Consider the following 26,209-nt stretch of genomic DNA (forward strand, 5'->3'; position numbering starts at 1 on the left):
GCCGTCCGGCGCACGGCGTCAGGGGAGGGTGAGGATCTCCGCGCCGTCGTCGGTGACGAGCACCATGTGCTCGAACTGGGCGGTGCGGCCGCGGTCGCTGGTCACCGCCGTCCAGCCGTCGTCCCACAGGTCCCACGTCGGCTCGCCGAGGGTGAGCATGGGCTCGATGGTGAACACCATGCCCGGCTCCATGACGTCGTCGTGGTCGGGTGCGGCGTCGTAGTGCGGGATGACGAGGCCGGAGTGGAAGGCGCGGCCGACGCCGTGCCCGGTGAACTCACGCACGACCCCGTAGTCGAACCGCTTGGCGTAGGCCTCGATGACGCGGCCGATGACGTTGACCTCGCGGCCGGGCCTGACGGCGCGGATGGCGCGCTCCATCGCCGTGCGGGTGCGCTCGACGAGGAGCCGGGACTCCTCGTCGACGTCGCCGACGAGGAAGGTGGCGCTGTTGTCGCCGTGGACGCCCTCCTTGAACAGGGTGATGTCGACGTTGACGATGTCCCCGTCCTGGAGCACGGTGCTGTCCGGGATGCCGTGGCACACGACCTCGTTGACCGACGTGCACAGCGACTTGGGGAAGCCGCGGTAGCCGAGGGTCGAGGGGTAGGCGCCGTGGGCGAGGGCGAACTCGTGGCCGATGCGGTCGAGCTCCTCGGTGGTGACGCCGGGGCGGACGGCGGCGCCGACGTGCTGGAGGGCCTGGGCCGCCAGGCGGGCGGTGCGGCGGATCCGCTCGACGGTCTCGGGGTCGTTGACCTCGCTGCCGGTGAACGGCCGCGGGTCCGGCCTGTCGACGTACTCCGGGTACTCGATCGACGTGGGCACCGCCCGCCGCGGGGAGACGGTTCCGGGGGTCAGGGTGCCCAACGGGGCGCGATCGGCAAGCATGGGAGAAGTCTACGTAGCCGATCGAGGAGGACCGATGGAGCCCCACGACGAGTGGTTCTACAACACCGCCACCGGGGAGGTGGAGCGGGGCAAGGTCTCCGGCTCGCTCAACCGCATGGGCCCCTACCCGACGCGCGAGGCGGCCGCCGAGGCGTACGCCAGGGCGGCGGACCGCAACAAGGCCTGGGACGCCGCCGACCGCGCCTGGAACGACGAGGAGTAGCCCGCCCGGGGGCGGGCTGCTCCTGCGCGGCGACTACTCGGCGAAGGTGTGGTCCGGGCCGGGGAAGGTGCCCTCCCGGACCTCCTGCGCGTAGGCGCGGGTCGCGGTGTAGAGCGCCGCGCCGACGTCGCCGAACTTCTTCGCGAAGCGGGGAGCCCAGGCCGTCATCCCGGCCATGTCGGTCCACACGAGGACCTGACCGTCGCACGCCGAGCCGGCGCCGATCCCGATCGTCGGGACGTGGAGCACCTCGGTGGCGCGGGCGGCGACGGGGGCGGGCACCATCTCCAGGACGACGGCGACGGCGCCGGCCTCCTGCAGCGCGACGGCGTCGGCGACGAGCCGCTCGGCCGCCCCGTCCCCGCGTCCCTGGACGCGCGTGCCGCCGAGGGCGTGCTCGGACTGCGGGGTGAAGCCGAGGTGCCCGATGACGGGCACGCCGGACTCGCTGAGCAGCTTGACGTGCGCGGCGACACGCTCCCCGCCCTCGAGCTTGACCGCGTGCGCACCGCCCTCCTTGAGCATGCGCACCGCCGTCGCGAAGGCGTGCTGCGGGGAGGCCTCGTAGGAGCCGAAGGGGAGGTCCGCGACGACCATGGCGCGGCGTGCGGCGCCCGCGACCGCGCGCACGGCCGGGACCATCTCGTCGACGGTGACCGGGATCGTGCCGTGCAGACCGAGCATCGTGTTGCCGATGGAGTCCCCGACGAGGAGCACGTCGATCCCCGCCTCGTCGAAGATCCGCGCCGTCACCGCGTCGTAGGCGGTGAGCATCGTGATGGGCTCGCCGCGCTCCTTCATCTGGCCGAGGTGGTGCACCCGCACCCGCTTCGGCACGGGCACGCCGGAGGCTGCGGGGGTGGCGGGGGTCTGCTCACTCATGTCGTTCTCCAGGTCGGGTCGTCCGGTACGACGACCCTACGCGGCCCGCCACCCCCGCCGCTCCGCAGAAGGGTGTCCCAGGGGGTGTGGTGTCTGGGACACCCCTTGGCGCCCGGGGACACCCCGTTCAGCACCCCTGGCGCCCCGCGTAGGGGTGTCCCAGAGGTGGGGGGTGGGTCAGGTGAGGAGGGACGAGGGGTCGTCGGGGACGTCGACGGCGTGCTCGAGCAGGGCGAGGCGGTCGACGACCTCGAGCGCCCGCTCGTGGGTCGCGGCGAGCACGACGGGCGCGGCGCGGCCCGCGTGGTAGGACTGCAGCCACCGCGGCGCGAGCACGCACCAGCGCATCCCCGGCTCCAGCCCGGGGAAGCCGAGCTCCGGGCGCGGGCTGGACAGGTCGTTGCCGATCTCCCGCTGGTGGGCGAGGAAGTCGGCGGTGACGACGACGCACACGGAGTGCCCGCCGGGGTGCCCGGCGCTGGGCACGCAGCTGCCGGTGCGGTAGTAGCCGGTGACGGGGTCGGTCCCGCACTCCTCGAGCGGCCCCCCGAGCACGTTGCGCTCGCTCATGGCCCGATCCTGGCACAGGTGGACGTCCGGGCCCCGGCGCACCGCGGCTGTGCCAGGATCTGGGCCAGGAACCGCCGTCGAAGGAGACCTCCATGACCGTGCTCGCCGACCTCCTCACCGCGCTGCGCACCGGCGGCGTCGAGATCATCGACCTCACCGCGCCGCTGTCGGACGCGACCCCGGTCCTCGAGCTGCCCGAGCACTTCGGGCAGACGGCCCGCTTCCGGCTCGAGGAGATCTCCCGCTACGACGACCGCGGCCCGGCCTGGTACTGGAACAACTTCCGCACCGGCGAGCACACCGGCACCCACTTCGACGCCCCGAACCACTGGGCCAGCGGCCGCGACCTCGCCGACATCGCCTCGGTGCCCGTCGGCGCGCTCGTCGCCCCGGCGGTCGTGCTCGACGTCGCCGCGCACGTGGCCGAGGACCCGGACTTCCTCATCGAGCGCGAGCACATCGACGCGTTCGTCGCCGAGCACGGCCCGCTGCCCGAGGGCGGCTGGCTGCTGTGCCGCACCGGCTGGTCGGCGCGCACGAGCCAGCAGGACATGATCAACCGCGGCGAGGACGGCCCGCACAGCCCCGGCCTGTCCGTCGAGGCCGCCCGCTGGGTGGCCGAGGAGAGCCCGCTGCAGGGCATCGGCGTGGAGACCGTGGGCACCGACGCCGGCGCCGCCGCCGGGTTCGACCCCCTCTTCCCGTGCCACCACTACCTCCTCGGCAACGGCAAGTACGGGCTGTCCCAGCTGCGCAACCTCGACCGGCTCCCCGCGACCGGCGCCCTCGTCCTCGCCTCGCCGCTGCGGATCGAGGGCGGCTCCGGCTCGCCCACGCGCGTCCTCGCGCTCGTCGAGCGCTGAGCGCCGTGGCACGGGTCGGGGAGGTCGTCGGCCGGACGCTCGTCGCCGGCGGGGTCGACCACGTCTTCGGCGTGGTCGGCTCGGGGAACTTCCACGCGACGAACGCGATGGTCGCGGCGGGAGCCCGGTTCGTCGCCGCCCGCCACGAGGGCGGCGCGGCGACCATGGCCGACGCCTTCGCGCGCACGGCCGGCGCCCCGGCGGCACTGAGCGTGCACCAGGGCTGCGGCCTGACGAACGCGCTCACCGGCATCGCCGAGGCGGCCAAGTCCCGCACCCCGCTCGTCGTGCTCGCGCCGGAGGCGGTGAGTCCGACGTCGAACTTCCACGTCGACCAGGACGCCGTCGCCCGGGCGGTCGGCGCGGTCCCCGTGCGCGTCACCGACCCGGCGTCGGCCGCGCAGGTCACCGCGGCGGCGCTCGCCACCGCCCGCGACGAGCGGCGCACGGTCGTGCTCAACCTCCCGCTGGACGTCCAGGACCTCGAGGTGCCCGACGCGGCGCCGCCCCTGCCCGCGCCGCCGCCGCCCGCCCGGCCCGCCTCCGACGCCGACCTCGAGCGCCTGGCCCGGGCGCTGCAGGTCGCCCGGCGCCCGGTGTTCGTCGCCGGCCGCGGCGCCCGGTCCGCCGCCGCCCGCGACGCCCTCGTGGCGCTCGCCGACGCGTGCGGGGCACTGCTCGCCACCTCCGCCGTCGCCAAGGGCCTGTTCGCCAGGAACCCGTGGTCCCTCGACGTCTCCGGCGGCTTCTCCTCCCCGCTCGCCGCGGAGCTCATCGGCGAGGCCGACCTCGTCGTGGGCTGGGGGTGCGCGCTGAACATGTGGACGATGCGCCACGGGCGCCTCCTGGGCCCGGGCGCCGTCGTCGCCCAGGTCGACGACACCCCCGAGGCACTCGGGAGGCACCGGACGATCGACCTCGGCGTCGTCGGCGACGTCGCGGCCACCGCGCGCGCCCTCGCGCGCCGCCTCGAGGGCACGCCGACGCCGGGCTACCGCGGCCCCGGGCTGCGCGAGCGGCTGGCCGCCGGCCTGCGCTGGCGGGACGTGCCCTACACCGACCTGTCCGACGGCGAGCGGATCGACCCGCGCACCCTCACCCTCGCGCTGGACGACCTCCTGCCCGCCGAGCGCGTGCTCGCCGTCGACTCCGGCAACTTCATGGGCTACCCGAGCATGTTCCTCGACGTCCCGGACGAGCAGGGCTTCTGCTTCACCCAGGCGTTCCAGTCCATCGGTCTCGGCCTGGCGACCGGGATCGGCGCCGCGCTCGCCCGGCCCGACCGGCTGCCCGTCGTCGCGCTCGGCGACGGCGGGGCGCTCATGGGCGCGGCCGAGCTCGACACGGTGCGCCGGCTCGGGCTGCCGATGGTCGTCGTCGTCTACAACGACGACGCCTACGGGGCCGAGGTCCACCACTTCGCCGGCGAGGACCACGCGACCGTCACCTTCCCGCCGACCGACATCGCCGCGATCGGTGCCGGGTACGGCTTCACCGCGCTCACGGTGCGCTCGCCGGGCGACCTCGCCCCGGTGCGCGACTGGCTCGACGGCCCGCGTGACCGGCCGCTGCTCATCGACGCGAAGGTCGTCGCCGACGAGCCGGCGTGGTGGCTGGCCGAGGCGTTCGGCCACTGACCGTCCGCCCGGCTCAGCGCAGCGTCACCGCCGTCCACGAGGCGGGCGGCAGCTCGAGGGTGAGCGTGGCGCCCTCGCGCCGGACCTCCCGGAGGGGGACGGGGACCACCCGGTCCGGCTCGGTGAGGGTGTTGCGGGCGGTGAGGTCGGCGTCGGTGAGCGTCGTCGCCTCGACCGTCCCTACGGCGCCGAGCGCCGCGAGGTCGACGGTGAGCACGGTGGGGGCGTCGGTCGCCCGGTTGAGGACGAGGACGGTCGTGTGCCCCGCCGCCTCGTCGCGCGTGACGACGGCGTCCAGGACGTCGACCTCGCCGTAGCGGGCGGTGGTCAGCCGGTCGGCGCGCAGCGAGGTGCGCAGGACCTCGCCGCGCGCCAGCCGCGAGGCGGCCGCGAACGGGTGGAAGATCGTCTGGCGCCACGCCGGCCCACCGGGCTCGGTCATGATCGGGGCGATGACGTTGACGAGCTGGGCGAGGTTCGCCGAGCGCACCCGCCCGGCGTGCCGGAGCAGGGAGATGAGGAGCCCGCCGACGACGAGCGCGTCGGCCACCGTGTAGCTGTGCTCCAGCAGGCGCGGGGCCACCGGCCAGTCGTCGACCGCGGTGCGCTTCTCCTGCGCCTCGTAGTGCTCGGCGTCCCAGACGTTCCACTCGTCGAATGCGATCGTCATCGTCCGGTCGTCGCCCGTGGCGGCCTTGACGTCGTCCGCCGTCGCGGCGACCGACTCGATGAAGCGGTCCATGTCCACGCCCGAGGCGAGGAAGCTCGCGACGTCTCCGTCGGTGAGCTTGTAGTAGGCGTGGCAGGAGATGTGGTCGACGACGTCGTAGGTGTGCTCGAGGACGGTGCGCTCCCACGTGCCGAAGGTCGGCATCTGCGCGCTCGAGCTGCCGCACACGACGAGCTCGACCGAGGGGTCGAGCTGCCGCATCGCCCGGGCGGTGCGGGCGGCCAGCCGGCCGTACTCCTCGGCCGTGCTGTGGCCGAGCTGCCACGGGCCGTCCATCTCGTTGCCCAGGCACCACATCCGCACCGCGTGCGGGTCGGGCGTCCCGGCCGCCACTCGCGCGTCGGACAGCGTCGTGCCCGAGGGGACGTTGCAGTACTCCAGGAGGTCCAGCGCCTCCTGCACGCCCCGGGTGCCGAGGTTGACGGCGAGCACGAGCTCGAGCCCGGCGCGGCGCGCCCAGCGCGCGAACTCGTCGAGCCCCACCTCGTTGGTCTCCAGGGAGTGCCACGCGAGGTCCAGGCGCCGGGGGCGCTGCTCCCGCGGCCCCACGCCGTCCTCCCACCGGTAGCCGGAGACGAAGTTGCCACCCGGGTAGCGCACGGTGGTCGCGCCGAGCTCGCGCACGAGGGCGAGGACGTCGGTGCGGAACCCGTCCTCGTCGGCCGCGGGGTGCCCGGGCTCGTAGAGCCCGTCGTAGACCGCGCGGCCGAGGTGCTCGACGAACGAGCCGAACAGCCGCGGGTCGACGTCGGCCACGGGCTCGGCGGCGACGGTGAGGTGTGCGCGGGGCATGGCAGTCCTTCGGGGGCCGGGGGCGGCGTCGTCCCACCCGGTCGGGGCCGGGCCGGTCGACCGACTGTAGCGACCCCGCGGGACCGGCGGGTGCAGGGGTGGGCGGCGCGCCGTGGGACGATGCACCCAGCCGACGGGAGGAGCATCGATGGACCGCGCACAGCTCACGCAGGAGACGGGTGTCGCCGGGGCGATCGCGCGGGCGGTCGCCGCGCACGGGCCCGCCGTCGTCGACCTCGCCCGCGAGATCCACGCCCTGCCGGAGCTCGCGTTCACCGAGCACCGCGCCGCCGCCGCGATCACCGACCTGCTGGCCCGGGAGGGCTTCGCGGTCGAGCTCGGCGTCGCCGACCTGCCCACCGCCTTCACCGCGACGGTGGGCGACGGGCCGCTCACCGTGGCGATCTGCGCGGAGTACGACGCGCTGCCGACGGTCGGGCACGCGTGTGGGCACAACCTCATCGCGGGCGCCGCGGTCACCGCCGCACTCGCCCTCCAGCCGGTCGCCGCCGAGCTCGGGCTGCGCGTCGTCGTCGTCGGTACGCCGGCCGAGGAGCACGGCGGGGGCAAGGTGCTCCTCCTCGAGCGGGGCGTCTTCGACGACGTCGACCTCGCGCTCATGGTCCACGCGCTGCCCGCCGACCACGGCCACAACCCGCAGGGCACGACCTCACAGGCGGTGGGCCGCTACCGGGCGACCTTCACCGGCCGCGGCGCGCACGCCGCCGCCGCCCCGCACCGCGGCATCAACGCCGCCGACGCCGCCGTCGTCGCCCAGGTCGCCGTCGGACTGCTGCGCCAGCAGATCCCCGGGGACCACCGGGTGGCGGCCGTCGTCGCCCACGGCGGGGACGCGACGAACATCATCCCCGAGACGGCGATCGTCGACTTCGAGTGCCGCGCCTTCACCATGACCGAGTTCACCGACCTCCTCACCCGGGTGCGCCGGTGCTTCGAGGCGGGCGCGCTGGCCACCGGCGCGAGCCTGCGCATCGAGCCGACCGAGCCGGTCTACGAGCCGCTCGAGCACGACGACGTCCTGTGCCGCCACTGGGCCGGGGCGCTGGAGACGCTCGGCTACGACGCCGCGCCGGGCGGTGGCCCGCGCGGCGGGTCCACCGACATGGGCAACGTCTCGCGCGTCGTCCCGGCGATCCACCCGTGGGTGAGCCTGCCGCACGTCGAGGCGCCGATCCACACCGCCGACTTCGCCCGCGCGGCCGACGAGCCCCCCGCCTACGAGACGATGCTCGACGCCGGCACCGCGATGGCCCTCACCGTCGCCACCGTCGCCGCGGACGAGTCCGAGGTCGCGGCGCTGCGCGCCCGCAAGGCGGCGCTGCGGGCCTGACACCGCGGGCCTAGGCCGGCGCCATGTAGAGCACCTCCCACACGTGGCCGTCGGGGTCGGTGACGGCGGCGCCGTACATGTCCTCGCCCTGCGGCCCGACCGGGCCGTCGAGGGCGACGGGGTAGGCGTGCTCGAAGCCGCCGTGCGCGAGCGCGGCGGCGACGAACGCCTCCGTCTCCTGCCGTGAGCCCATCGACAGGCAGTTGAGCACCTGGGTGGCGCGGTGGGCGTCGACGACGGGGGTGGTGACGAACTCGGCGAAGCGCCGGCGGTCCATCGCCATGACGTAGATGGAGGGGGAGACGACGACGCACAGGCACTGGTCGTCGGAGTAGCGCTCGTCGACGGTGAAGCCGACGCCCGTGTAGAAGCGCCGGGTGGCCCCGAGGTCGCGCACCGGGAGGTTGACGATGATCATCCGGTCCATGGCTGGTCCCTTCCGCGGGGCGGCGGACGCGCCCTCTCACCACCGGCCGACCGGGGCGGAGGGTGGAACTCATCGCGGCGATGACTTCGGTGGCCGGGCGCGGTCGGTAGCAGGGTCGTTCGAGAGGAGCCCACCATGCCCACCGTGACCACCTGCCTGTGGTTCGACACCCAGGCCCTGGAGGCCGCCGAGCTCTACGTGTCCGTCTTCCCGCGCTCGGCCATCAGCGAGATCGTGCGCTGGGGGGACAACGACCCCGAGCGCGTGGGCGAGCCGCTCACCGTCCGCTTCACGCTGGACGGTCGCGAGCTGCTCGCCCTCAACGGCGGGCCGGGCCGCCCGTTCACCGAGGCGGTCTCCCTCCAGGTGGGCTGCGCCGACCAGGCCGAGGTCGACCGGTACTGGGAGGCGCTGCTCGCGGCGGGCGGCACGGAGTCGATGTGCGGCTGGCTCACCGACCGGTACGGGCTGTCCTGGCAGATCGTGCCCGAGCGCCTCCTCGAGCTCCTCGGCGACCCCGACCCTGCCCGGGCCGGGCGGGTGGCCGAGGCGATGATGCGGATGGTGCGCGTCGACCTCGCCGAGATCGAGCGGGCCGCCGCATGAGGGCCGCGGTCGACACGCGTCGGACTGCGGGAAAGGGGCTGACACGCGACCGGGGTGCCCCCTACCGTCGAGGGATGGTCACCCAGCCCCCGACGGCGACGGCGCAGCGTCCGGCCGCCACCGCCGGTGACATCGCCGAGCTGCTCGAGCCGATGCGGCGCGAGATCCTCGCGCACTGCTACCGGATGACGGGCTCGGTCCACGACGCCGAGGACCTCGTCCAGGAGACCTACCTGCGCGCCTGGCGGGCCTACCACGGCTTCGAGAACCGCTCCTCGCTGCGCACCTGGGTGTTCCGGATCGCGACGAACGCGTGCCTCACCCACCTCGAGGGGCGCAAGCGCCGTCCGCTGCCCACCGGGCTCGGCGGGCCGCCGGCGGACCCGGCGAACGAGCCGCGCCAGGAGGTCGGGGTCTCGTGGCTCGAGCCGATGCCCGACGACCTCCTGTGGGCCCAGGGGCAGCCCGACCCCGCCGCACGCGCGGTGAGCCGGGAGAGCGTGCGTCTGGCGTTCGTCGCGGCGCTGCAGCACCTCACCGCCCAGCAACGGGCCGTCCTGCTCCTGCGCGACGTCCTGGCCTGGCGTGCGCGGGAGGTGGCCGAGGCGCTCGACCTCACGGTCGCGGGCGTGAACTCCACCCTCCAGCGGGCCCGCGCCCGGATGGCCGAGGTCGACCCCGAGGAACCACCACAGCTGCCGGACGACGAGCGCCGCCGTGCGCTCCTGCGCGCCTACGTCGAGGCCTTCGAGGCCTACGACGTCGCCGCGATCGTCGACCTCCTCGCGGCAGACGTGGTGTGGGAGATGCCCCCCTTTCCCGAGTGGTACCGCGGGCCACGGGACGTCGGGCGGCTCATCAGCACGTGGTGCCCGGCGCAGCGCGCGGGCGACATGCGGATGCTGCCGACGTCGGCGAACGGCGAGCCCGTCCTCGCGCTCTACATGCGCGAGGAGGACGGCGTCCACCGTGCCTTCCACCTCCAGCACATCGTGCCCGCGGAGCACGGTGTGGCCCGGGTGACGGCCTTCTTCGGGCGCGAGCTCTTCACCTACTTCGCGCTGCCGCCCGAGCTCCCGCCGCGGTAGCCCGCGCCGCGGGCGGACGCGCTGGCTACGCTCGGCGGGTGGTGGGGCTGGAGGGGGCCGGGGGACGGTCGACCGACGAGGACGCCGTCGGTGCCGCCTTCCGGTGGCTCGCCCTGGGCCGCGACGTCGTCGTGCGGGGAGCCGACGGCTCGGGCCGCACACGCGTGCTCGGTGCGGCGCAGCGTGAGGCCTCGCGGCGGGGGATGACCGCCGTACTTCTCGCCGCGTCCGGCGACTCACCGTACGCGGCGCTGCGCGCGCACCCCTCGGTCGTCGCCGAGCGGCTCGGATCGGCGACGGCGCTCGCCGGGTGGCTGACCGAGGAGCTCCAGGCACGTCGCTCGCTCCTGCTGCTCGACGACGTCGACCTCTTCGACCAGGCGAGCGCGGAGGTGGTGCTCCAGGCGTCCCGGTCGAGCGGGGCCATGCTCCTGGCGACGACGCGGACAGACCTCACCCGCCTCGCCCCCGGGCCCGTCGCCGACCTCGTCGCCGAGCGGGCCCCGGCGGAGGTCCACCTCCTGCCCCTCGGCTTCCGGGCGGTGTCGCGCCTGCTCGCCGAGGAGCTGCGTGGCCCGCCGGACGTCGCGCTCACCTCCTCGGTCACCGCGCGCTCGGGTGGGAACCCGCGAGTGGTGCGGGCGCTGGTGGACGCGGCGCGCGTCGCCGACGCCGTCGGGCTCGTCGGCGGGCGGTGGCGGGCGACCGGGTCCCTGGACGACGTCCCGCTCGACCCGGTGGCCCACGCCCTGCTCCCGCGGCTCGGCCGCGAGCAGGTCGCGGCCCTCGAGCTGCTCGCCTGCGCCGGGCCGCTCACCCGGGAGGTGGCCGAGGAGCTCCTCGGCGCCGGCCTGCTCGACCGGCTCGCCGAGGTCGGCCGGGTGCGGCAGCTCCCCTCCGGGGAGGAGGACACGGTCAACGTCGACCCGCCGGCGCTCGCGGCTGCGCTGCGCGCCCGGCTGGGGGAGGAACGCCGTCGCCGGCTGGAGGAGGTGCTCGCGGACCGCGCCGGCGCCCGGTGGGCCACCCCGGAGCACGGCGACCTACTCACCGGGGGCGCGAGCGAGTCGTACTGGCAGTGGGCGGCCGACCTCGTCGGCGTCGTCACCGAGCAGGCCAGCGCCACCGAGGCAGCCCTGCGGATCCGCTGGCAGACCAGGCCGACGCCGGCCCACGCGAACGCCTACCTGGGGATGCTCCTGCGGCGGCGCGCGGACGCCCAGGTGGCGGCGGTGCTCGCGGGCACCGAGCTCTCCGAGGAGGACCCGGTCGACGACGTCGTGACCTTCCACCTCCACGAGCTGCGGTGGGCGGCGTGGCAGGGGGAGGGGGAGGAGGAGGTGCTCGCCCGCCTCCGGCTGCCCGGCCCGCACTCCCGCGCCCTGCACCGGCTCCTGCACGAGCGCACTGCGGGGCTGGAGGAGCTGCTCGCGGGGACGGGGGAGTGGCCCTCGCCGGTGCTGCACCGGGCGGCGGCCCTCGCGCGCGCCGCCCGCCTCGTCGAGCTGGGACACCCGGAGCTCGCCCTCGACGTGTGCGACGAGGAGGACCCGGCCCGACCGCCGACCGAGCTCGACCACCAGCTCGAGGGGGTGCGCGGCACGGCGCTCATCATGCTCGACCGGAGCGAGGAGGCCGACGTCCTCGCTCGCGACCACCTCACCCGGGCGCTGCACGAGCGGGACCTCCTCGGGATCCGGGTGCACGCCTGCCTCCTCACCGAGTGCCTGCTGGACGCCGGGGACCTCGACGCCGCCGCACGGGTGCTCAGCCTCTTCCTGCGGGTGGGCCCGGGCGGGCCGCTCGACGCGACGTTCTTCCGCCGTGGCCTGACGGTCGGCACGATCCTCCTCGTCCACCAGGGGACGGTGGACGTCGCCGAGATGCTCCTCGACGCGCTCGACGCCACGCCGCGCGGCTTCCAGCCGGTCATCCACTCCCTGGCGCCGCTCGCCCGCGCCGCGCTCGCCGACTCCCGGGGCGACCCCGGGACCGCGGAGCAGCTGTGGCGGGCGGGAGAGGACTACCTCGCCCAGGGCGCCGTCCAGGCGGCGCTCGTGTGCTGGGTCTTCTGCCCGCCGCCGTTGCCGGCCGAGCGACTGGCACGCCTGCGCGAGACGTGGTCGGCGTGCCCCTCGCCCCGCCTCGCTCCGTACCTGCGGCTGCACGAGGCGCTCGCGGCAGGCGACCAGGACGCCGTCGTCGCGGCGCTGCCGGGGGCCACGCTCGACGTCGCCGGGCTCGTCCGGAACGCGGTGGCCGCGCTCGACCCCGAGCACGCGGCGCAGGAGGCCGTCCGGGCGCTGGACCCGCGGCTGCGGACGGGCGCGGAGGACGATCCCGGGGAGGCGCTGTCGCCGCGGGAGCGGGAGATCGCCGCGCTCGCCGGCGCCGGGAGCACCAACCGCCAGATCGCGACCGCACTGAGCCTCAGCGTGCGCACCGTGGAGAACCACGTCTCCAACGCGCTCCACAAGCTCGGGTTCACCGGCCGCACCGAGCTCGCGCGGTGGCTCGCCACCGACGGACACCCACCGTCCACCACCTAGGGACCCGCGCGGGCCGCACCGGGTACCGTGACCGCGCCCCACGTCCCGGGCACCCAGCCGGCGCGAGGTCCGAGATAGGTGGTGACCTCGCGGCACACGCGGTGCCATGCTCGTACCAGCCCCGCGGACAGGATCGGGGCGGGGTAGCAGCCTGGTCCCGGCACCTCCGCCCTTCGTCCGCGGGGAGCGACTGCACGACGGCCGCCCGTGCTCGGCACGGGACTCCCTCCCTCCTCCGGAGTGCGTCGTGGTGGAGGGCGCCGCGCGGACCTGCGGATATCCGCGCGGTGCCCTCCGCACATCTCTTGCCCGTGAGGTGAGCAGGTGATTAGATCACTTGCCATGCAGACGGCGATGTCGCAGGGTCCGGTGGCCCGTTCCAACCTCACCTCCGACCTGGCCGCCGCCGTCGTGCGGATGGTCGAGGAGCGCGGCCTCGAGCCGGGGATGCGCCTCGACTCCCAGCGTGAGCTCGCGGCCCACTTCGGCGTGGCCGTCCCGACGATGCGCGAGGCTCTGCGCCGGCTCGAGGGCCTGGGCATGCTCTCCTTCCGCCACGGGTCGGGCATCTACGTCGGCCCTCACCTCAACCGCAGCGTCGTGCCGAACGGCGTGCTCCCGCCCGCGGACCGCGAGCGGCTCGTCGAGCTCGTCGCCGCGCGAGCGCTCATCGAGCCCGCCATCGCCGAGCGCGCGGCGCAGGTGCGCGACCCGGAGGGGATCGCGCGTCTCGAGGCGGTGCTCGCGCAGGCCCGCGAGCGCCTCGAGAGCGGGGACGAGGACCTGTGGCGGACCAACATCGACCTCCACCGCGCCATCGCCGCGGCCGCCGGCAACCGCATCGTCGCGGAGGTGCTCGACTCCCTCCTGCTCATCCACGCCGAGGACCAGCGACGGATCCTCGCGCTCCACGGGGACCCGCAGACCGACTACGCGGAGCACGCGGAGATCGTCCGTCTCATCGTCGCCGGCCGGACGAAGGAGGTGACCCAGGTCATGCGCCGGCACCTCACCGACGTCGCCGGCGCGATCAGCGCGCCGACGCCACCTGCCGGCTAGTCCGTCGAGCTCACAACGAGGTGATCAGCTTGTCCGACGTAAGACGTGCCCTCGTCCCCCTCACCGTGGCGGGACTGCTCCTCATGGGCGGCACCGCCGCCGCAACCGTCCCGGCCGTGGCCCACCGGCCCGGCCCGGCCACCTGCTCGCTCGCGGGGGCCGAGCTCACCGCGACCGCCCGGCCCGCCGAGGACCTCACCGACCTGTTCACCGGCTACGGCGACTCGGGCACCGGCTGGACGGGTGCCGACAGCACGTACTCCGTGCGGCTGCGCGACGGCTCCCTCGCCTGGATCTTCTCCGACACCTTCCTCGGCCCGGTCGAGGCGGACGGCACCCGGCCGCGCACCACACCGTTCCTCAACAACTCGATCGTGCTCCAGGAGGGCGATCACCTCAGGACCGTCACCGGCGGCACCGCGGGCGCACCCGAGAGCATCGTCGGCCCGACGGCGGACGGCGACTGGCACTGGTTCGGTGCCGGCGTGCTCACCCGTCGCGGGGACCTCACGGTGGGGGTGCTGAGGTTCGCCCGCTTCGGGGACGGGTACTGGGACTGGGGCTGGGAGAGCAACGCCCTCGTCACCCTCGACACCGACACGTGGCAGGTGACCGGGCTCGACCCGCTCCCCTCGGCCGCCGGGGTCCAGTGGGCCTCGTGGTACCAGCGCGCCGGCGGCCACGTCATCGTCCACGGCGTCGAGGACCTCGGCGCCGTGAAGTACATGCACGTCGCCATGGTGGTCGGCGGGGACCTCACCGACCTCCGGCGGTGGCGGTACTGGGACGGGCAGGGCTGGTCGCGCACGGAGACCGACTCCGCGCGCGTCATGCCGGGCGTCGCCAACGAGTACAGCGTCAGCCCCTACCGCGACGGCTACCTGCTCGTCACTCAGGACACCTCGGTCCCCTTCGGCTCGGAGATCCGCGCCTACACCTCCTGCTCACCGACCGGCCCGTTCGAGGGCGGCACGACGATCTACCGGATGCCGGAGGTCGGCGCCTGGGGCAGCTACGGGGACCCGGACGTCATCGCCTACAACGCCCACGAGCACCCCGAGCTCAGGGACGGCGACACCCTGCTCGTCTCCTACAACGTCAACTCGATCGACACCGACGACGTCTACGACGACGTCACGATCTACCGGCCTCGGTTCATCGAGGTCGAGCTCGACCTGACCCGCCCCTGACATCACACCGAGGTGATCATCATGAGGAAGACCCCTGTCCTGACCGTCGCGACGACGCTCACCCTGACCCTGGTCCTCGCCGCCTGCTCCGGCGGCGGTGGCGGTGACGAGACGACCAGCGAGCCGCGCGCCGAGGGCGAGGAGGTGACGCTCGGCTTCTACACCGACAAGGCCGCCTGGGAGCCGAGCTTCGAGGCGATGAACGAGGTGTCCGGCGAGAACGGGCTCACCCTCGACTTCACCGGCTACGCCGACCCCACCGCCTTCGACTCCTTCGTCAAGCAGTCCTTCCGCACCGACTCGGTGCCCGACCTGTTCACCTGGCACACCGGCGCCCAGCTGGGCGAGCTCGTCGAGCAGGGGCTCGTCGCCGAGACGACCGACCTGTGGGCAGACGCCGAGGAGCAGGGGCTCGTCCCCGAGGGCCTCATCGACAACTACACCTTCGACGGCAAGCAGTACTGCGTCCCGCTCAACGTCGCCTACTGGCCGGTGTACTACAACCAGAGCGTCTTCGACGAGTACGACCTCGAGGTCCCCGAGACCTGGGACGACCTCATGACCATCGCCGACACCCTCGTCGAGAACGGCGAGGTGCCCTTCCACCAGATGAACATCATCTTCGAGTTCGTCTGGTTCCAGGCACTCCTCGCCGGCAACGACCCGGAGGTCTACCAGGGCCTGCAGACCGGTGAGGCCAGCTACACCGACCCCGCCGTCGTCGAGGCCATGGAGACGTGGAAGCAGATGATCGACGACGGCTACTTCGTCGACCCGGGCGTGACGACCGACCCGCAGACGCTCCTCGCCAACGGCGACGTCGCCATGGCCTACTTCGGCACGTTCTTCACCGGGCAGCTCACCGACATCGGCGCGACGTCCGGGGAGGACTACGGCGTCTTCGTCATGCCGAACCTCGGCCCCGACGTCGAGAACAGGCAGATGATCCTGGAGACGGGCCCGCTCTGCGTGGGCGTCGGCTCGCAGAACGAGCAGGCGGCCCTGGAGTACAGCGCCTGGTGGATGACCGACGACGCGCAGAACGCCTGGTCCAGCGAGCGCGGCGACATCTCCTTCAACCCGAACGCCGACGTCGCCGACCCCGCGCTCGCCGAGCTCGTCGCGCAGGTCACCGCGGAGGACTCCGGCATCACCGTCCAGCAGCGCTACCTCGAGGCCAACCCGCTGCCGGTGTACACGCTGTCCACCGAGCTCTTCGGCGACTTCGTCACCAACGCGCCCGACCCGATGCCGGTGCTCGAGCGGCTCCAGGCCGAGGCCGAGGCGTACTGGGCCGAGCAGGACTGAGACCGGGCCGGTGGGTGGGCACCACCCACCGGCCCCGCCCACCCACCGGCCCCGCACCCGGAAGGAGGTGGACGTGACCACCACCCAGGCCGCGCCCGCCCTGCTCGCCCCCGCCCCCGACCGCCGCCGCACGCCCGGCCACGGCTACCGCTGGTCCGCCCGCGCCTTCGTCCTGCCCGGCGTGCTCATCGTCGCGGCGCTCATGTACCTGCCGTTCCTCTGGACCTCCTACCTCAGCCTCACCGACTTCAACGGCCTGGGAGAGCCGGAGTTCGTCGGCCTGGACAAGTACCGCGAGATGTTCGCCGACGCCGGGTTCCTCACCTCTCTGCGCAACACGCTGCTGTGGGTCGTCGGCACCCTCGTCCTGCCCGTGGGCCTGGGCCTGCTCCTCGCCGTGCTCACCCACGGCCTCAAGGGGGCGTTCTGGTACCGCCTGCCCTTCCTGCTGCCCTACGCGATCTCGGGGGTCGCGGTCGGCGTCATCTGGACGTTCATCCTCCAGAGCGGGGGAGCCCTGGACGAGGCGCTCGCCGCCGTCGGGCTCGAGAGCCTCGTCCAGCGCTGGCTGCTCGACGCGCCGCTCAACACCGTGGTGATGATCGGCGCGGCCACGTGGCAGGGCGCCGGGGTCAACGCGCTGCTCTTCGGCATCGGCCTCCAGTCCATCCCGAAGGAGCCCATCGAGGCCGCCCGGGTGGACGGCGCCTCCGGCTGGACGCTCTTCCGCACGATGACGTGGCCGCTGCTCACCCCGCTGACCACCGTGGTCGTCGGGCTGGCGATCGTCGGCTCGCTCAAGCAGTTCGACATCATCTGGGCGATGACCAAGGGCGGTCCGGGCACGTCCTCCGAGACGCTCGCGCTGACGATGTACAAGGAGACCTTCGTGAGCAACGACTACGGGCTCGGTGCCGCCGTCGCGGTGTTCCTCACCGTCGTCACCGTCGCCGCCTCCGTCCTCTACCTGCGCCGCCAGCTCGGCGACCCGAAGGGGGCGTGACATGACCGACCGGATCCGCAGGACCGTGCTCGTCGTGCTCGGCCTGCTGTGGCTGGCGCCGGTGTACCTCATGCTCGCCAACGCCGCCAAGACCGACGACCAGTACGGCGTCGTGTCCGTGTGGCGGGCCGTGGGCCTCGGCGGGCTCGTCGAGAACGTCTCCACCGCCTGGACCCGCGGCAACATCTCCGAGGGCGTCGCCTCGACGGCGCTCTACAGCGTCGTCGCCCCCGCACTCGCCGTCCTCGTCGGCGCCGGCGCGGGGTTCGCCATCGTGGCGCTGCGGCTGCGCCACGGGTTCCTCTGGTTCGTCGTCATCTTCGCCGCGACGGTCCTGCCCATGCAGATGCTCCTCATGCCGCTGTTCATCGGCTACGTCCAGACCGGCCTGTACGACACCCGCACCGGCATGGTCCTCGTGTACACCGTGATCTCCGTGCCCTTCGCCGCGTTCGTCATGCGCAACTTCTTCACCGGGATCGCCTACCAGGTGTTCGAGGCGGCGGTGGTCGACGGCGCCTCCACCTGGCGGATCTTCTGGCGCATCTACCTGCCGATGTCCACCAGCGCGCTCGTGGCCGTCTTCATCCTCCAGGCCACGCTCATCTGGAACGACCTCCTCCTGGGGCTGACCCTCACCCAGTCCTCCGAGACCCGGCCGGTCATGACCGCGTTGTCGGCGCTCCAGAGCACCTACGGCGGCTCGACCATGCCGACGGTGCTCGCCGGCGGACTCATCGTGTCCGTCCCGACCGTGGTCCTCTTCCTGCTCACCCAGCGCGCCTTCACCCGGGGCCTGGCCCTGGGCCAGTTCTGAGAAAGGGGACCACCGTGTCCACGTGGAAGGACCGCACCGTGCTCGTCACCGGCGCCGGTGCAGGCATCGGCGCCGGTGTGGCCGAGCTGCTCGTCCGGGCGGGCGCCACCGTCGTCGGCCTCGACCGGGACACCGCCGCCCTGTCGCGGACGGCCGCCGCCCTCACCGGCGCGCGCGGCACCTTCGAGCCGGCGGCGGCCGAGCTCACCGACGTCGAACGGCTCGCCGCGATCGGCTGGGAGGTCCGCGCCGCGCACGGCGGCATCGACGGACTCGTCTGCGCCGCGGGGATCCAGCGCTACGGCACCGTCGATGCGACCGACCCGGGCACCTACGCCGAGGTCATGGACGTCAACGTCGGCGGCGCGTTCAACGCCTGCCGCATCGGCATCCCGCTGCTGCGCGCCCGCGGCGGGGGCGCCGTGGTCCTCGTCTCCTCGGCCCAGGCCTACGCGAGCCAGACCGGGGTCGCCGCGTACACCGCGAGCAAGGCCGCGCTGCTCGGGCTCATGCGGGCCATGGCGGTGGACCACGCGCCGGAGGGGATCCGGGTCAACGCCGTGTGCCCCGGCTCCATCGACACCCCGATGCTGAGGTGGGCCGCCGGCCTGTTCAGCCAGGGACGCGACGTCGAGGAGGTCCTCGCGGAGTGGGGCCGCGCCCACCCGGTCGGGCGGGTCGGCACGCCGCTCGACGTCGCCAACGCCGTGGAGTTCCTCCTGTCCGAGCGGGCCGCGTTCGTCACCGGCGCGGACCTCAAGGTCGACGGCGGGCTCACCGCCGGCCTCGCCGTCGCGCTCCCGGAGGAGGGGGCATGAGAGGCAGCCCGCTGCGCATCGCCGACGTCCGCGCCACCACCGTCACCGTCCCCCTCGAGGCGCCCCTGCGGCACAGCAACGGCGCGCACTGGGGCCGGTTCGTGCGCACCATCGTCGAGGTCGAGACCACCGACGGACTCGTCGGGCTCGGGGAGATGGGCGGCGGTGGGGAGAGCGCCGAGGCCGCCGTCGAGGCGCTGCGGCCCTACCTGCTCGGGCACGACCCCGCCCGCACCGAGGCGCTGCGCTTCATGGTCGCCAACCCGACCGCGAGCCTGTACAACAACCGCACCCAGCTGCTCGCCGCCCTCGAGTTCGCCTGCCTGGACCTCCTCGGCAGGCACACCGGCCTGCCCGTCCACGCCCTGCTCGGCGGGGCGGTGCGCGAGGAGGTCGAGTTCGCCAGCTACCTGTTCTTCCGCTACCCCTCGGCCGACGGCAGCGGGGAGGTGCGGACCGTGGACCAGCTCCTCACCCACGCGGCCGAGCTCAAGGAGCGGCACGGCTTCCGGGTCCACAAGCTCAAGGGCGGGGTCTTCCCGCCGGACCACGAGCTCGCCGCCTACCGGGCGCTGGCGGAGTCGCTGCCCGGTGACCGCTTCCGCTACGACCCCAACGGCGTGCTCAGCGTCGAGGAGGCGATCCGCTTCGCCCACGCGATCGAGGACCTGGACAACGACTACATCGAGGACCCGTGCTACGGGCTGAACGCCATGCGCCGCCTGCGGGAGCGGACCCGCATCCCCACCGCGACGAACACGGTGGTGGTCAACTTCGAGCAGCTCGCGGCGAACGTCCTCCAGCCGGCCGTCGACGTCGTCCTGCTCGACACGACCTTCTGGGGAGGGATCCGTCCGTGCCTCAAGGCTGCGGGGGTGGCGGAGACCTTCCAGCTCGGACTGGCCGTCCACTCCTCCGGGGAGCTCGGGATCCAGCTCGCGACGATGCTCCACCTCGGCGCCGTCGTGCCCAACCTCGCCTTCGCCGCCGACGCGCACTACCACCACCTGCGCGACGACGTCGTCGTGGGCGGGAAGCGGGAGTACGTCGAGGGCCGGATGGCCGTGCCCGACGCACCGGGCCTCGGCGTCGACCTCGACCGCGACAAGGTCGCCGAGTACGCCGAGCTGTACCGCGAGCTCGGCGGCTACCCCTACGACCGCGACCCTGGTCGCCCCGGCTGGTACCCGCTCCTGCCCAACGCCGACTTCGCCGACCCCGACGCCGCCGGCCGGCCCGCCGCCCTGACCGCCGAGCCCTACTGAGAGGACCCCATGCCCCGCACGATCCCCACCGTCGAGGACTTCGCGAGCGCGGTCGTCGTCGACCGCTTCGACGACATGGTCAACCCGCCCGGCCTCACCAACCACCTCGCCACCGCCCAGGTGGACCACGACGTCGTCGCCGTGCGCTCCCTGTGCGTCCCGCCCGTCTCCCAGGGGGACACCATCACCGCCCAGCTCTACCTCGGCGGTCGGCTCGCGCGGTCCTTCGGGGAGCCGGTCCACACCCAGTGGCGTCCGGACCGGGTCGAGCGGCGCACGGTCGTCGACGGCTGGGAGGTGAGCACGACGACGGCCTGCCCGCCCGGGGAGGCGGGGGTCGTCGTGCGGATCGAGGTGCGCAACGCCGCCGGGGTGGAGCGTGAGCTGCGGCTCGGGCTGTGGATCGCCTCGACCGTCACCCGGCCGTCGGGGCCGTGGCTGCGCGCCGAGGCGCCGCAGGCACCGAACACGGTCGAGGTCGCCGGGGCGAGGCGGGTGGGCAGGCCTGCCGACCGGTCCGCCGTCGCCGTCCAGGGCATGGTCGACGCGACCGGGCGTGACGTCGTGGACCACGCCGGGACGGCGCAGCTCATCGAGGCGCGCGGGACCGTCGGCCCCGGCCGCAGCGTCGTCCACTCCTACGTCCACGTCGTCGGGACCGGTGAGGAGGAGGTGACGGCCGCCTACGAGCGCGTCGCGCGCGACGTCGACGGCGCGCTCGCCGCGTCCACCGCGCGCTGGGACGCCGAGCTCGCCGCGCTCTTCACCCCCGGAAACGAGGAGTTCTCCGGGCACCTGCCCGCCCTGCGCACGAGCGACCACGCGCTGCGCACCCTGTACTGGTGGGGCGCGATGGGCGTGCTGTGGTTCCGCCGGGACAACCCCGCCTCGGTGCTCGGGCGCACCTACGACACCCTCATGCCGCGGTACTGGCAGACGACGACCTTCATCTGGGACTACTCGCTGAGCTCGATGGTCCACGCGCTGCTCGACCCGACCGTCATGCGCCGGCAGATCTCCCACTGGGTGGGCCTGGACATCGACGAGCACTTCGGGACCGAGTGGCTCACCGGCGGGCCGGTGGGCAACTGGTACTCCGTCAACCACTACGCCCTCATCCGCCTCGTCCACGACTACCTGCGCCTCCACGGGGACCACGACTTCCTCGACGAGGAGCTCACGACGCCCGGCGGCCGCACCCGCAGCATCGGGGACGACGTGCGCGACTGGGCCACCGCCTGGCACCGGCTGCGTGGTCACTCGGGACTGGCCGACTACGGCGAGATCGACAACCTCCTCGAGTGCGTGAGCACCTACGTCCACGAGGTCGCCAGCCTCAACGCCGCCAACGTGTGGAACATGCGCACGGCCGCGGCGATCAGCGGGCACCAGGGCCGCGTCGGGGACGCCGCGCGGCTGCGCGCGGAGGCCGAGGCGCTCGTCCCGCTCGTCACCGAGCTCTACCTGCCCGGCCGGGGCTTCTTCCACGCCCGCCGGCCCGACGGGTCGCTCGTGGAGACCCGCCACTGCTACGACTTCGCCACCGTCGGCACGACCATCGCCCAGGACCTGCCCGCCGAGCAGCGCGAGGAGATGGTGCGCTTCTTCGTCGAGGAGCTGCGCACGCCGTCGTGGATACGGGCGCTGTCCCCGTGGGACGAGGACGCCGGCTACTCCCTGCGCGCCGACCACCAGTGGAACGGCGCCTACCCGGCGTGGCCGGCCGACTCGGCGCGCGCGGCGATCGCGCTCGGCCGACCCGACGTCGTCCTGGAGTGGCTGCCCGGGCTGGCCCGGTCGGCCAACCAGGGCCCGCCCGGGCAGGCGCACTTCGTCGAGGAGGCCGCCGCGCCCGTCGAGGGCGGCGCCCGCAAGACCCCGCCGCAGCTGCCCTACATCATCGACTGGTCCTGCTCCTCGGCCGGGGCGTGGTGCGAGCTCGTGCTCGCCGGCGTCTTCGGCGTCGAGGTGGCGCTGGACGGCACCGTCACGGCCGGAGGCTGCATCGCCGACCTCGACCCCGACGCGCGCCTCGAGGGGCTCACGGTCCAGGGGCGGACCTACGACGTCGTCGGCGGGCAGGTGGTGCCCCGCTCCTGACGCTCAGCCCGCGAAGGGCAGGACGGGCAGGCCGGGCACGTCGACGTCCACGCGGTACACCGCGCCCGCCCCGACCGGGGCGTCGGCGCCCAGCCCGCCGCGGGAGGTCGTGACGAGGAGGTCGGTGAGCCCCGGGCCGCCGAGCGTGCACGCGGTGACGTGGGGGACCGGCAGGTCGACGACCTCGAGGAGGTCACCGTCGGGGGAGTAGCGGCGCACGTGCCCGCCGCCGTACACGGCGACCCAGATCGTGCCCTGCGCGTCGACGGCCAGCCCGTCGAGGTCGCCCTCCTCGCGCGGCAGGGAGACGAACGGGCGCCGCTCGAGGAGGATCCCGGAGACGACGTCGAACAGGTCCATCCGCCCCGCGCCGCTGTCGACGTAGTAGGCCCGCGTGTGGTCGGGGGAGAAGCCCAGCCCGTTGGAGATCGTCACGCCCTCGAGCACCCGCTCGGTGCGCAGGTCGGGGTGCACCCGGTAGAGCGCGGCCGCTCCCGGGGTCACCTCCCACGTGGAGGAGCCGACGTAGAGGCTGCCGTCCGGTGCGACGGCGCCCTCGTTCATCCGCTCGCCGGGCGCTCGCGTGAGCGCCACGTCGCGAGTGGGCAGGGCGTCGGGCGCCTCCGCGAGCCCGAGGCCGGTCTCGGTCGCCACGACGTAGCCGCCCCCGGCGCGCGGGCGGACCATCGCCGCGACCCGCCCGACGTCGAGCCGGTCCACCGTGCCGTCGGTGCGCAGGGTGAGGACGCCTCCGGCGAGCATGTCGACGAAGCGCAGCCCGCCCCACTCCGCGGACCACACCGGCCCCTCGCCGTGGTCGGTGACGACCTCCGTGACCTGCTCGACGCTGCGCATGCCCCCAGTCTGGCCCACGGCCGCCGGGCCCGGACGGCGGTCGGCGCCCGGACCGTGCGGCCGGTGGCGCACCATGCGCCGGCGCGACCGACCGCCCTGCGGCTCAGCCGGCGAAGGGCAGGACGGGCAGCCCGGGCACGTCGACCGCCGTGGCGTACAGGGCGCCCGCACCGGGTGTGTCGTCACCCTCGCGCGACGTCGTGACGAACAGGTCCGTGAGGCTCGGTCCGCCGAGGGTGCACGCGGTCACCCCGGGCACCGGCACCTCGAGGACGTCGAGCAGCTCGCCGTCGGGGGAGTAGCGGCGCACCTGCCCGCCGCCGTTGATCGCGACCCACACCGTGCCCTGGGTGTCGACGACGAGACCGTCGGGCACGCCGTCCTCCTCGGCGACCGTGACGAACGGACGGCGCTCGCGGAGCTCCCCGCCGTCGACGTCGAGGACGTCGATGCGCCCCGGCCCGCTGTCGGCGTAGTAGGCGAGCGTGTGGTCGGGGGAGAAGCCCAGCCCGTTGGAGACCGACACCGGGTCCAGGACCACCCGCGTGCCGCCGTCGGGCATCACCCGGTACAGCCGTCCGCCGTCGGGGGAGCCGTCCCACGCCATCGACCCGACGTACAGGCTCCCGTCCGGCGCCGCGCCGCCCTCGTTCATCCGCTCACCCTCCCGGTCGGTGAGGCGGATCGAGCGGGAGGGGGCGGAGGTGACGTCGTCGGCCAGGGCGACGCCGTCCTCGGTGGCGACGACGTAGCCGCCGGAGGCGCGGGGGCGCACCATCGCCGCGACCTTGCCGACGGTGATCCGGTCGACCTCGCCGTCGTCACGCAGGGTGAGCACCCCGCCGGCGAGCATGTCGACGAACCGCAGCCCTCCCCAGTCCAGGGACCACACGGGCCCCTCGCCGTGGAAGGTGACGACATCGGTGATCTGCTCGGCTGTGCGCATGGCCGCCAGTCTCCCGGGCCGGCGTTTCCGGTGCGAGTCGGCCCCTGGGTTACCGTGCCCGGGTGAGTCACCGCCTGCTCGACGTCCGTCCCCTGCGGGTCACGTCCTTCCGGCGGCTGTGGGTGGGGACGTCGGCCGCGGCCCTCGGCGGGCAGGTCACCGCCGTGGCCGTGCTCTACCAGGTGTGGGAGATGACCGGCAGCCCGGTGTGGACCGGCGCCGTCGGGCTGGTCCGCGCGGTGCCGCTCGTCGTCCTCGGGCTGCTCGGCGGCGCCCTGGCCGACGCCGTCGACCGCCGCTCGCTCGTCCGCTGGACGATCCTCGCCCAGGTCCTCACCGCGCTCGGACTCGCCGCGCAGGCGCTCGCGGACGTGGACTCCCTCGCCGTGCTGCTCCTCCTCGTCGCCGCCCAGGCCTCCTTCGGTGCGCTCGGCGCCTCCGCGCAGCGCACCTTCCCGGTGCGGCTGCTCGGCCGCCGGCTCGTCGCCGCGGGCATCGCGATCCAGCACCTGAGCTTCCAGGTGGCGATGCTCCTCGGGCCGGCCCTCGCCGGCGTCGTGCTCGGGCGGTGGGGGCTGACCGCCGCCTACCTCCTCCAGGCCGTCGCGTTCCTCGCGGCGCTGTACGCCGTGCTCCTCCTGCCGGCGATGCCGCCCACCGGGCCCGGCAGCGGGCGCGGCCCGCGCGCCGTGCTCGAGGGCATCCGGTACGTCACCCGCTCGCCCGTCCTCCGTGGGCTGTACGTCACCGACCTCGTCGCCACCCTCCTCGCGATGCCGATCGCCCTGTTCCCCGTCATCAACGAGCAGCGCTTCGGCGGCAGCCCGGAGACGCTCGGCCTGTTCCTCAGCGCCGTCGCCGTCGGCGGCATGGCGGCGGGACTCATCTCCGGGGCCGTCACCCGCTCCGACCGGCCCGGCGTCGTCCAGCTCTGGGCCGCGGGCGTGTGGGGCGGCGCGCTCGCCGTCTTCGGGCTCGTCGGGCCGCTGTGGCTCGCCCTCGCCTCGCTCGCCGTCGCGGGCGCCGCGGACACCGTCTCGGTGGTGGCGCGCGGGGCCGCCGTCCAGCTCGCGACGCCGGACAGCCACCGCGGGCGGGTCACCTCGGTCGAGCACGTCATCGGCGTCGCGGGACCGGAGGTGGGCAACTTCCGGGCCGGCCTCGTCGCCGGCGCGACGACGGCGGCCTTCGCCGCGACGTCCGGCGGGCTCGCCTGCCTCGCCGGGATCGTCCTCGTCGCCGCGCTCAACCGCTCGCTGCGGGAGTTCCGCATCAGCCGCGACATCGCCGACGACGCCGGGTCCTGACCTCGTTCCCGACGGTCCCCCGGGCCGGGCGGCGCGGGCGACGCTAGCGTGACCGGTGGGCCGAGGGACGGCTCGCAGGACGACGGGGAGGTCCGCCATGGCCAACAACGTGTACCGCGTCTCGGAGATCGTCGGCACGTCGCCCGACGGCATCGAGGACGCCGTGAACACCGCCCTCACGCAGGCGAGCAGGACCCTGCGCAACCTCGACTGGTTCGAGGTCACCGAGATCCGCGGCCACCTCGTCGAGGGCAAGGTCGCGGACTGGCAGGTCGGCATCAAGCTCGGCTTCCGCGTCGACGCGTGACCGAGCACCCGCCGGACGCCCTCCTCATCGCCACGGCGAGCGGTGAGGCACGCGTCCACCTCCTGCACGCCGACGCGCCCCGCGGGCTGCTCATGCTCGGCCACGGAGCGGGCGGGGGGTTCGCAGCGCCGGACCTGCGCACCACGGCCGACGTCGCAGGTGAGCTCGGGTGGGCGGTCGCCCTGGTCGAGCAGCCCTACCGGGTGGCCGGCCGTCGCGCCCCGGCACCCGCCCGGCAGCTCGACACCGCCTGGACCGACGTCGCCCTCCACCTGCACTCCGGGCCGTTCGCCGGGCTCCCGCTCGTCGTCGGCGGGCGGTCCTCCGGCGCGCGGGTCGCGTGCCGCACCGCGACCTCCCTCGAAGCCGTCGGCGTGCTCTGCCTCGCCTTCCCGCTGCACCCGCCGGGGCGGCCCGACAGCCCCAGCCGCCTGCCCGAGCTCGAGGCGGTGGACGTCCCCACGCTCGTCGTCCAGGGGGAGCGGGACACCTTCGGCATGCCGCCGCCCGCGCGCGGCCGGCAGGTCGTCGTCGTCGCCGGGGATCACGGCCTGAAGAAGGACCAGGCCGCGATCGCCGACGCCGTCCGCACCTGGCTCGCCCGTCTCGTCCCCTGAGGACCGCC

At 74.3% G+C, this 26,209-nt stretch carries 25 protein-coding genes; 18 read left to right on the top strand and 7 right to left on the bottom strand.

The window, feature by feature from the left end; all coding sequences use genetic code 11:
- Positions 1-18: 18 nt before the first annotated feature.
- On the bottom strand, positions 19-891 hold the full coding sequence (gene map, locus FE251_RS06050) for a type I methionyl aminopeptidase (protein WP_139948248.1): 873 nt from the start codon (positions 889-891) through the stop codon (positions 19-21).
- A 34-nt stretch (positions 892-925) separates the two neighbouring features.
- Between map and FE251_RS06055 the strand changes: the two genes are divergently transcribed.
- Positions 926-1,114, top strand: a complete 189-nt coding sequence (locus tag FE251_RS06055) for a hypothetical protein (protein WP_139948249.1) — start codon at positions 926-928, stop codon at positions 1,112-1,114.
- Between the two features lie 33 nt (positions 1,115-1,147).
- On the opposite strand, the gene panB is transcribed toward FE251_RS06055, so the two are convergent.
- Complete coding sequence (panB, locus tag FE251_RS06060; protein ID WP_139073036.1) at positions 1,148-1,996, bottom strand: 3-methyl-2-oxobutanoate hydroxymethyltransferase; 849 nt, start codon at positions 1,994-1,996, stop codon at positions 1,148-1,150.
- 177 nt (positions 1,997-2,173) lie between these two features.
- Positions 2,174-2,566 carry a DUF2237 family protein gene (locus FE251_RS06065; protein ID WP_139073037.1) on the bottom strand — a complete coding sequence of 131 codons (393 nt, stop codon included), beginning with the start codon at positions 2,564-2,566 and terminating at the stop codon, positions 2,174-2,176.
- A 92-nt stretch (positions 2,567-2,658) separates the two neighbouring features.
- Here FE251_RS06065 and FE251_RS15805 point away from each other — a divergent pair, with 92 nt between their 5' ends.
- Together FE251_RS15805 and FE251_RS06075 are read left to right on the top strand one after the other, a co-directional pair.
- Positions 2,659-3,429 (top strand): cyclase family protein, encoded by a 771-nt coding sequence (locus tag FE251_RS15805; protein ID WP_139948250.1) that lies wholly within the window; start codon positions 2,659-2,661, stop codon positions 3,427-3,429.
- Positions 3,430-3,434: 5 nt separating this feature from the next.
- Positions 3,435-5,066 carry a thiamine pyrophosphate-binding protein gene (locus tag FE251_RS06075; protein ID WP_139948251.1) on the top strand — a complete coding sequence of 544 codons (1,632 nt, stop codon included), beginning with the start codon at positions 3,435-3,437 and terminating at the stop codon, positions 5,064-5,066.
- Positions 5,067-5,079: 13 nt separating this feature from the next.
- On the opposite strand, the gene arfA is transcribed toward FE251_RS06075, so the two are convergent.
- A complete protein-coding gene (gene arfA / locus FE251_RS06080; RefSeq protein WP_139948252.1) occupies positions 5,080-6,588 on the bottom strand; it encodes an arabinosylfuranosidase ArfA in 1,509 nt (502 codons plus the stop codon).
- Between the two features lie 148 nt (positions 6,589-6,736).
- Between arfA and FE251_RS06085 the strand changes: the two genes are divergently transcribed.
- On the top strand, positions 6,737-7,939 hold the full coding sequence (locus tag FE251_RS06085) for an amidohydrolase (RefSeq protein WP_139948253.1): 1,203 nt from the start codon (positions 6,737-6,739) through the stop codon (positions 7,937-7,939).
- 10 nt (positions 7,940-7,949) lie between these two features.
- Here FE251_RS06085 and FE251_RS06090 read toward each other — a convergent pair whose 3' ends face one another.
- The gene (locus tag FE251_RS06090) at positions 7,950-8,366 is read right to left on the bottom strand and encodes a VOC family protein (protein ID WP_139073042.1); all 417 of its coding nucleotides are present in this window, start codon (positions 8,364-8,366) and stop codon (positions 7,950-7,952) included.
- Positions 8,367-8,501: 135 nt separating this feature from the next.
- On the opposite strand from FE251_RS06090, the gene FE251_RS06095 reads away from it, so the two are divergent.
- The 11 genes from FE251_RS06095 to FE251_RS06145 all read left to right on the top strand — a co-directional run bounded on the left by FE251_RS06095 (position 8,502) and on the right by FE251_RS06145 (position 22,169).
- Positions 8,502-8,972: a VOC family protein gene (locus tag FE251_RS06095; protein ID WP_139073043.1), complete on the top strand. Its 471-nt coding sequence runs from the start codon at positions 8,502-8,504 to the stop codon at positions 8,970-8,972.
- 74 nt (positions 8,973-9,046) lie between these two features.
- A complete protein-coding gene (locus FE251_RS06100; RefSeq protein WP_139073044.1) occupies positions 9,047-10,060 on the top strand; it encodes a sigma-70 family RNA polymerase sigma factor in 1,014 nt (337 codons plus the stop codon).
- Between the two features lie 38 nt (positions 10,061-10,098).
- The gene (locus FE251_RS15935) at positions 10,099-12,609 is read left to right on the top strand and encodes a helix-turn-helix transcriptional regulator (protein ID WP_139948254.1); all 2,511 of its coding nucleotides are present in this window, start codon (positions 10,099-10,101) and stop codon (positions 12,607-12,609) included.
- 324 nt (positions 12,610-12,933) lie between these two features.
- A complete protein-coding gene (locus FE251_RS06110) occupies positions 12,934-13,668 on the top strand; it encodes a FadR/GntR family transcriptional regulator (protein ID WP_139948255.1) in 735 nt (244 codons plus the stop codon).
- A gap of 83 nt (positions 13,669-13,751) precedes the next feature.
- Complete coding sequence (locus tag FE251_RS06115) at positions 13,752-14,858, top strand: DUF4185 domain-containing protein (RefSeq protein ID WP_456237483.1); 1,107 nt, start codon at positions 13,752-13,754, stop codon at positions 14,856-14,858.
- 21 nt (positions 14,859-14,879) lie between these two features.
- Positions 14,880-16,166, top strand: a complete 1,287-nt coding sequence (locus FE251_RS06120; protein WP_139948257.1) for an ABC transporter substrate-binding protein — start codon at positions 14,880-14,882, stop codon at positions 16,164-16,166.
- Between the two features lie 73 nt (positions 16,167-16,239).
- Entirely contained in the window at positions 16,240-17,169 is a 930-nt protein-coding gene (locus tag FE251_RS06125; RefSeq protein WP_230976564.1) for a carbohydrate ABC transporter permease, read from the top strand.
- A gap of 1 nt (position 17,170) precedes the next feature.
- The gene (locus tag FE251_RS06130; protein ID WP_139073049.1) at positions 17,171-17,986 is read left to right on the top strand and encodes a carbohydrate ABC transporter permease; all 816 of its coding nucleotides are present in this window, start codon (positions 17,171-17,173) and stop codon (positions 17,984-17,986) included.
- Positions 17,987-18,000: 14 nt separating this feature from the next.
- On the top strand, positions 18,001-18,804 hold the full coding sequence (locus FE251_RS06135; protein ID WP_139948258.1) for an SDR family NAD(P)-dependent oxidoreductase: 804 nt from the start codon (positions 18,001-18,003) through the stop codon (positions 18,802-18,804).
- Positions 18,805-18,815: 11 nt separating this feature from the next.
- Positions 18,816-20,069, top strand: a complete 1,254-nt coding sequence (locus tag FE251_RS06140; RefSeq protein WP_139949272.1) for an enolase C-terminal domain-like protein — start codon at positions 18,816-18,818, stop codon at positions 20,067-20,069.
- A 9-nt stretch (positions 20,070-20,078) separates the two neighbouring features.
- Complete coding sequence (locus FE251_RS06145) at positions 20,079-22,169, top strand: hypothetical protein (RefSeq protein WP_139948259.1); 2,091 nt, start codon at positions 20,079-20,081, stop codon at positions 22,167-22,169.
- A gap of 3 nt (positions 22,170-22,172) precedes the next feature.
- Here the strand turns inward: FE251_RS06145 and FE251_RS06150 are convergent, their stop codons facing one another.
- Positions 22,173-23,024 carry an SMP-30/gluconolactonase/LRE family protein gene (locus FE251_RS06150; protein ID WP_139948260.1) on the bottom strand — a complete coding sequence of 284 codons (852 nt, stop codon included), beginning with the start codon at positions 23,022-23,024 and terminating at the stop codon, positions 22,173-22,175.
- A 103-nt stretch (positions 23,025-23,127) separates the two neighbouring features.
- On the bottom strand, positions 23,128-23,970 hold the full coding sequence (locus FE251_RS06155; RefSeq protein WP_139948261.1) for an SMP-30/gluconolactonase/LRE family protein: 843 nt from the start codon (positions 23,968-23,970) through the stop codon (positions 23,128-23,130).
- Between the two features lie 62 nt (positions 23,971-24,032).
- Here FE251_RS06155 and FE251_RS06160 point away from each other — a divergent pair, with 62 nt between their 5' ends.
- The 3 genes from FE251_RS06160 to FE251_RS06170 all read left to right on the top strand — a co-directional run bounded on the left by FE251_RS06160 (position 24,033) and on the right by FE251_RS06170 (position 26,201).
- Entirely contained in the window at positions 24,033-25,277 is a 1,245-nt protein-coding gene (locus FE251_RS06160; RefSeq protein ID WP_223147574.1) for an MFS transporter, read from the top strand.
- A 97-nt stretch (positions 25,278-25,374) separates the two neighbouring features.
- Positions 25,375-25,584 (top strand): dodecin, encoded by a 210-nt coding sequence (locus FE251_RS06165; RefSeq protein WP_139073055.1) that lies wholly within the window; start codon positions 25,375-25,377, stop codon positions 25,582-25,584.
- Positions 25,581-26,201 (top strand): alpha/beta hydrolase family protein, encoded by a 621-nt coding sequence (locus tag FE251_RS06170; protein ID WP_168202661.1) that lies wholly within the window; start codon positions 25,581-25,583, stop codon positions 26,199-26,201. Before FE251_RS06165 ends, FE251_RS06170 begins: the two co-directional genes overlap by 4 nt.
- Positions 26,202-26,209 lie beyond the last annotated feature (8 nt).

Origin of the sequence: Georgenia wutianyii, from assembly GCF_006349365.1 — a bacterium.
Classification (GTDB): domain Bacteria; phylum Actinomycetota; class Actinomycetes; order Actinomycetales; family Actinomycetaceae; genus Oceanitalea; species Oceanitalea wutianyii.

Excerpts from the sequence above, each read along its gene's own strand:
- FE251_RS06085 (WP_139948253.1), top strand. The coding sequence starts at position 6,737 with ATGGACCGCGCACAGCTCACGCAGGAGACGGGTGTCGCCGGGGCGATC.
- FE251_RS06155 (WP_139948261.1), bottom strand. The coding sequence starts at position 23,970 with ATGCGCACAGCCGAGCAGATCACCGATGTCGTCACCTTCCACGGCGAG.
- FE251_RS15805 (WP_139948250.1), top strand. The coding sequence starts at position 2,659 with ATGACCGTGCTCGCCGACCTCCTCACCGCGCTGCGCACCGGCGGCGTC.
- map (WP_139948248.1), bottom strand. The coding sequence starts at position 891 with ATGCTTGCCGATCGCGCCCCGTTGGGCACCCTGACCCCCGGAACCGTC.
- arfA (WP_139948252.1), bottom strand. The coding sequence starts at position 6,588 with ATGCCCCGCGCACACCTCACCGTCGCCGCCGAGCCCGTGGCCGACGTC.
- FE251_RS06095 (WP_139073043.1), top strand. The coding sequence starts at position 8,502 with ATGCCCACCGTGACCACCTGCCTGTGGTTCGACACCCAGGCCCTGGAG.
- FE251_RS06100 (WP_139073044.1), top strand. The coding sequence starts at position 9,047 with ATGGTCACCCAGCCCCCGACGGCGACGGCGCAGCGTCCGGCCGCCACC.
- FE251_RS06115 (WP_456237483.1), top strand. The coding sequence starts at position 13,752 with ATGGGCGGCACCGCCGCCGCAACCGTCCCGGCCGTGGCCCACCGGCCC.
- FE251_RS06145 (WP_139948259.1), top strand. The coding sequence starts at position 20,079 with ATGCCCCGCACGATCCCCACCGTCGAGGACTTCGCGAGCGCGGTCGTC.
- FE251_RS06130 (WP_139073049.1), top strand. The coding sequence starts at position 17,171 with ATGACCGACCGGATCCGCAGGACCGTGCTCGTCGTGCTCGGCCTGCTG.
- FE251_RS06090 (WP_139073042.1), bottom strand. The coding sequence starts at position 8,366 with ATGGACCGGATGATCATCGTCAACCTCCCGGTGCGCGACCTCGGGGCC.
- FE251_RS06055 (WP_139948249.1), top strand. The coding sequence starts at position 926 with ATGGAGCCCCACGACGAGTGGTTCTACAACACCGCCACCGGGGAGGTG.
- FE251_RS06065 (WP_139073037.1), bottom strand. The coding sequence starts at position 2,566 with ATGAGCGAGCGCAACGTGCTCGGGGGGCCGCTCGAGGAGTGCGGGACC.
- FE251_RS06165 (WP_139073055.1), top strand. The coding sequence starts at position 25,375 with ATGGCCAACAACGTGTACCGCGTCTCGGAGATCGTCGGCACGTCGCCC.
- panB (WP_139073036.1), bottom strand. The coding sequence starts at position 1,996 with ATGAGTGAGCAGACCCCCGCCACCCCCGCAGCCTCCGGCGTGCCCGTG.
- FE251_RS06120 (WP_139948257.1), top strand. The coding sequence starts at position 14,880 with ATGAGGAAGACCCCTGTCCTGACCGTCGCGACGACGCTCACCCTGACC.
- FE251_RS06150 (WP_139948260.1), bottom strand. The coding sequence starts at position 23,024 with ATGCGCAGCGTCGAGCAGGTCACGGAGGTCGTCACCGACCACGGCGAG.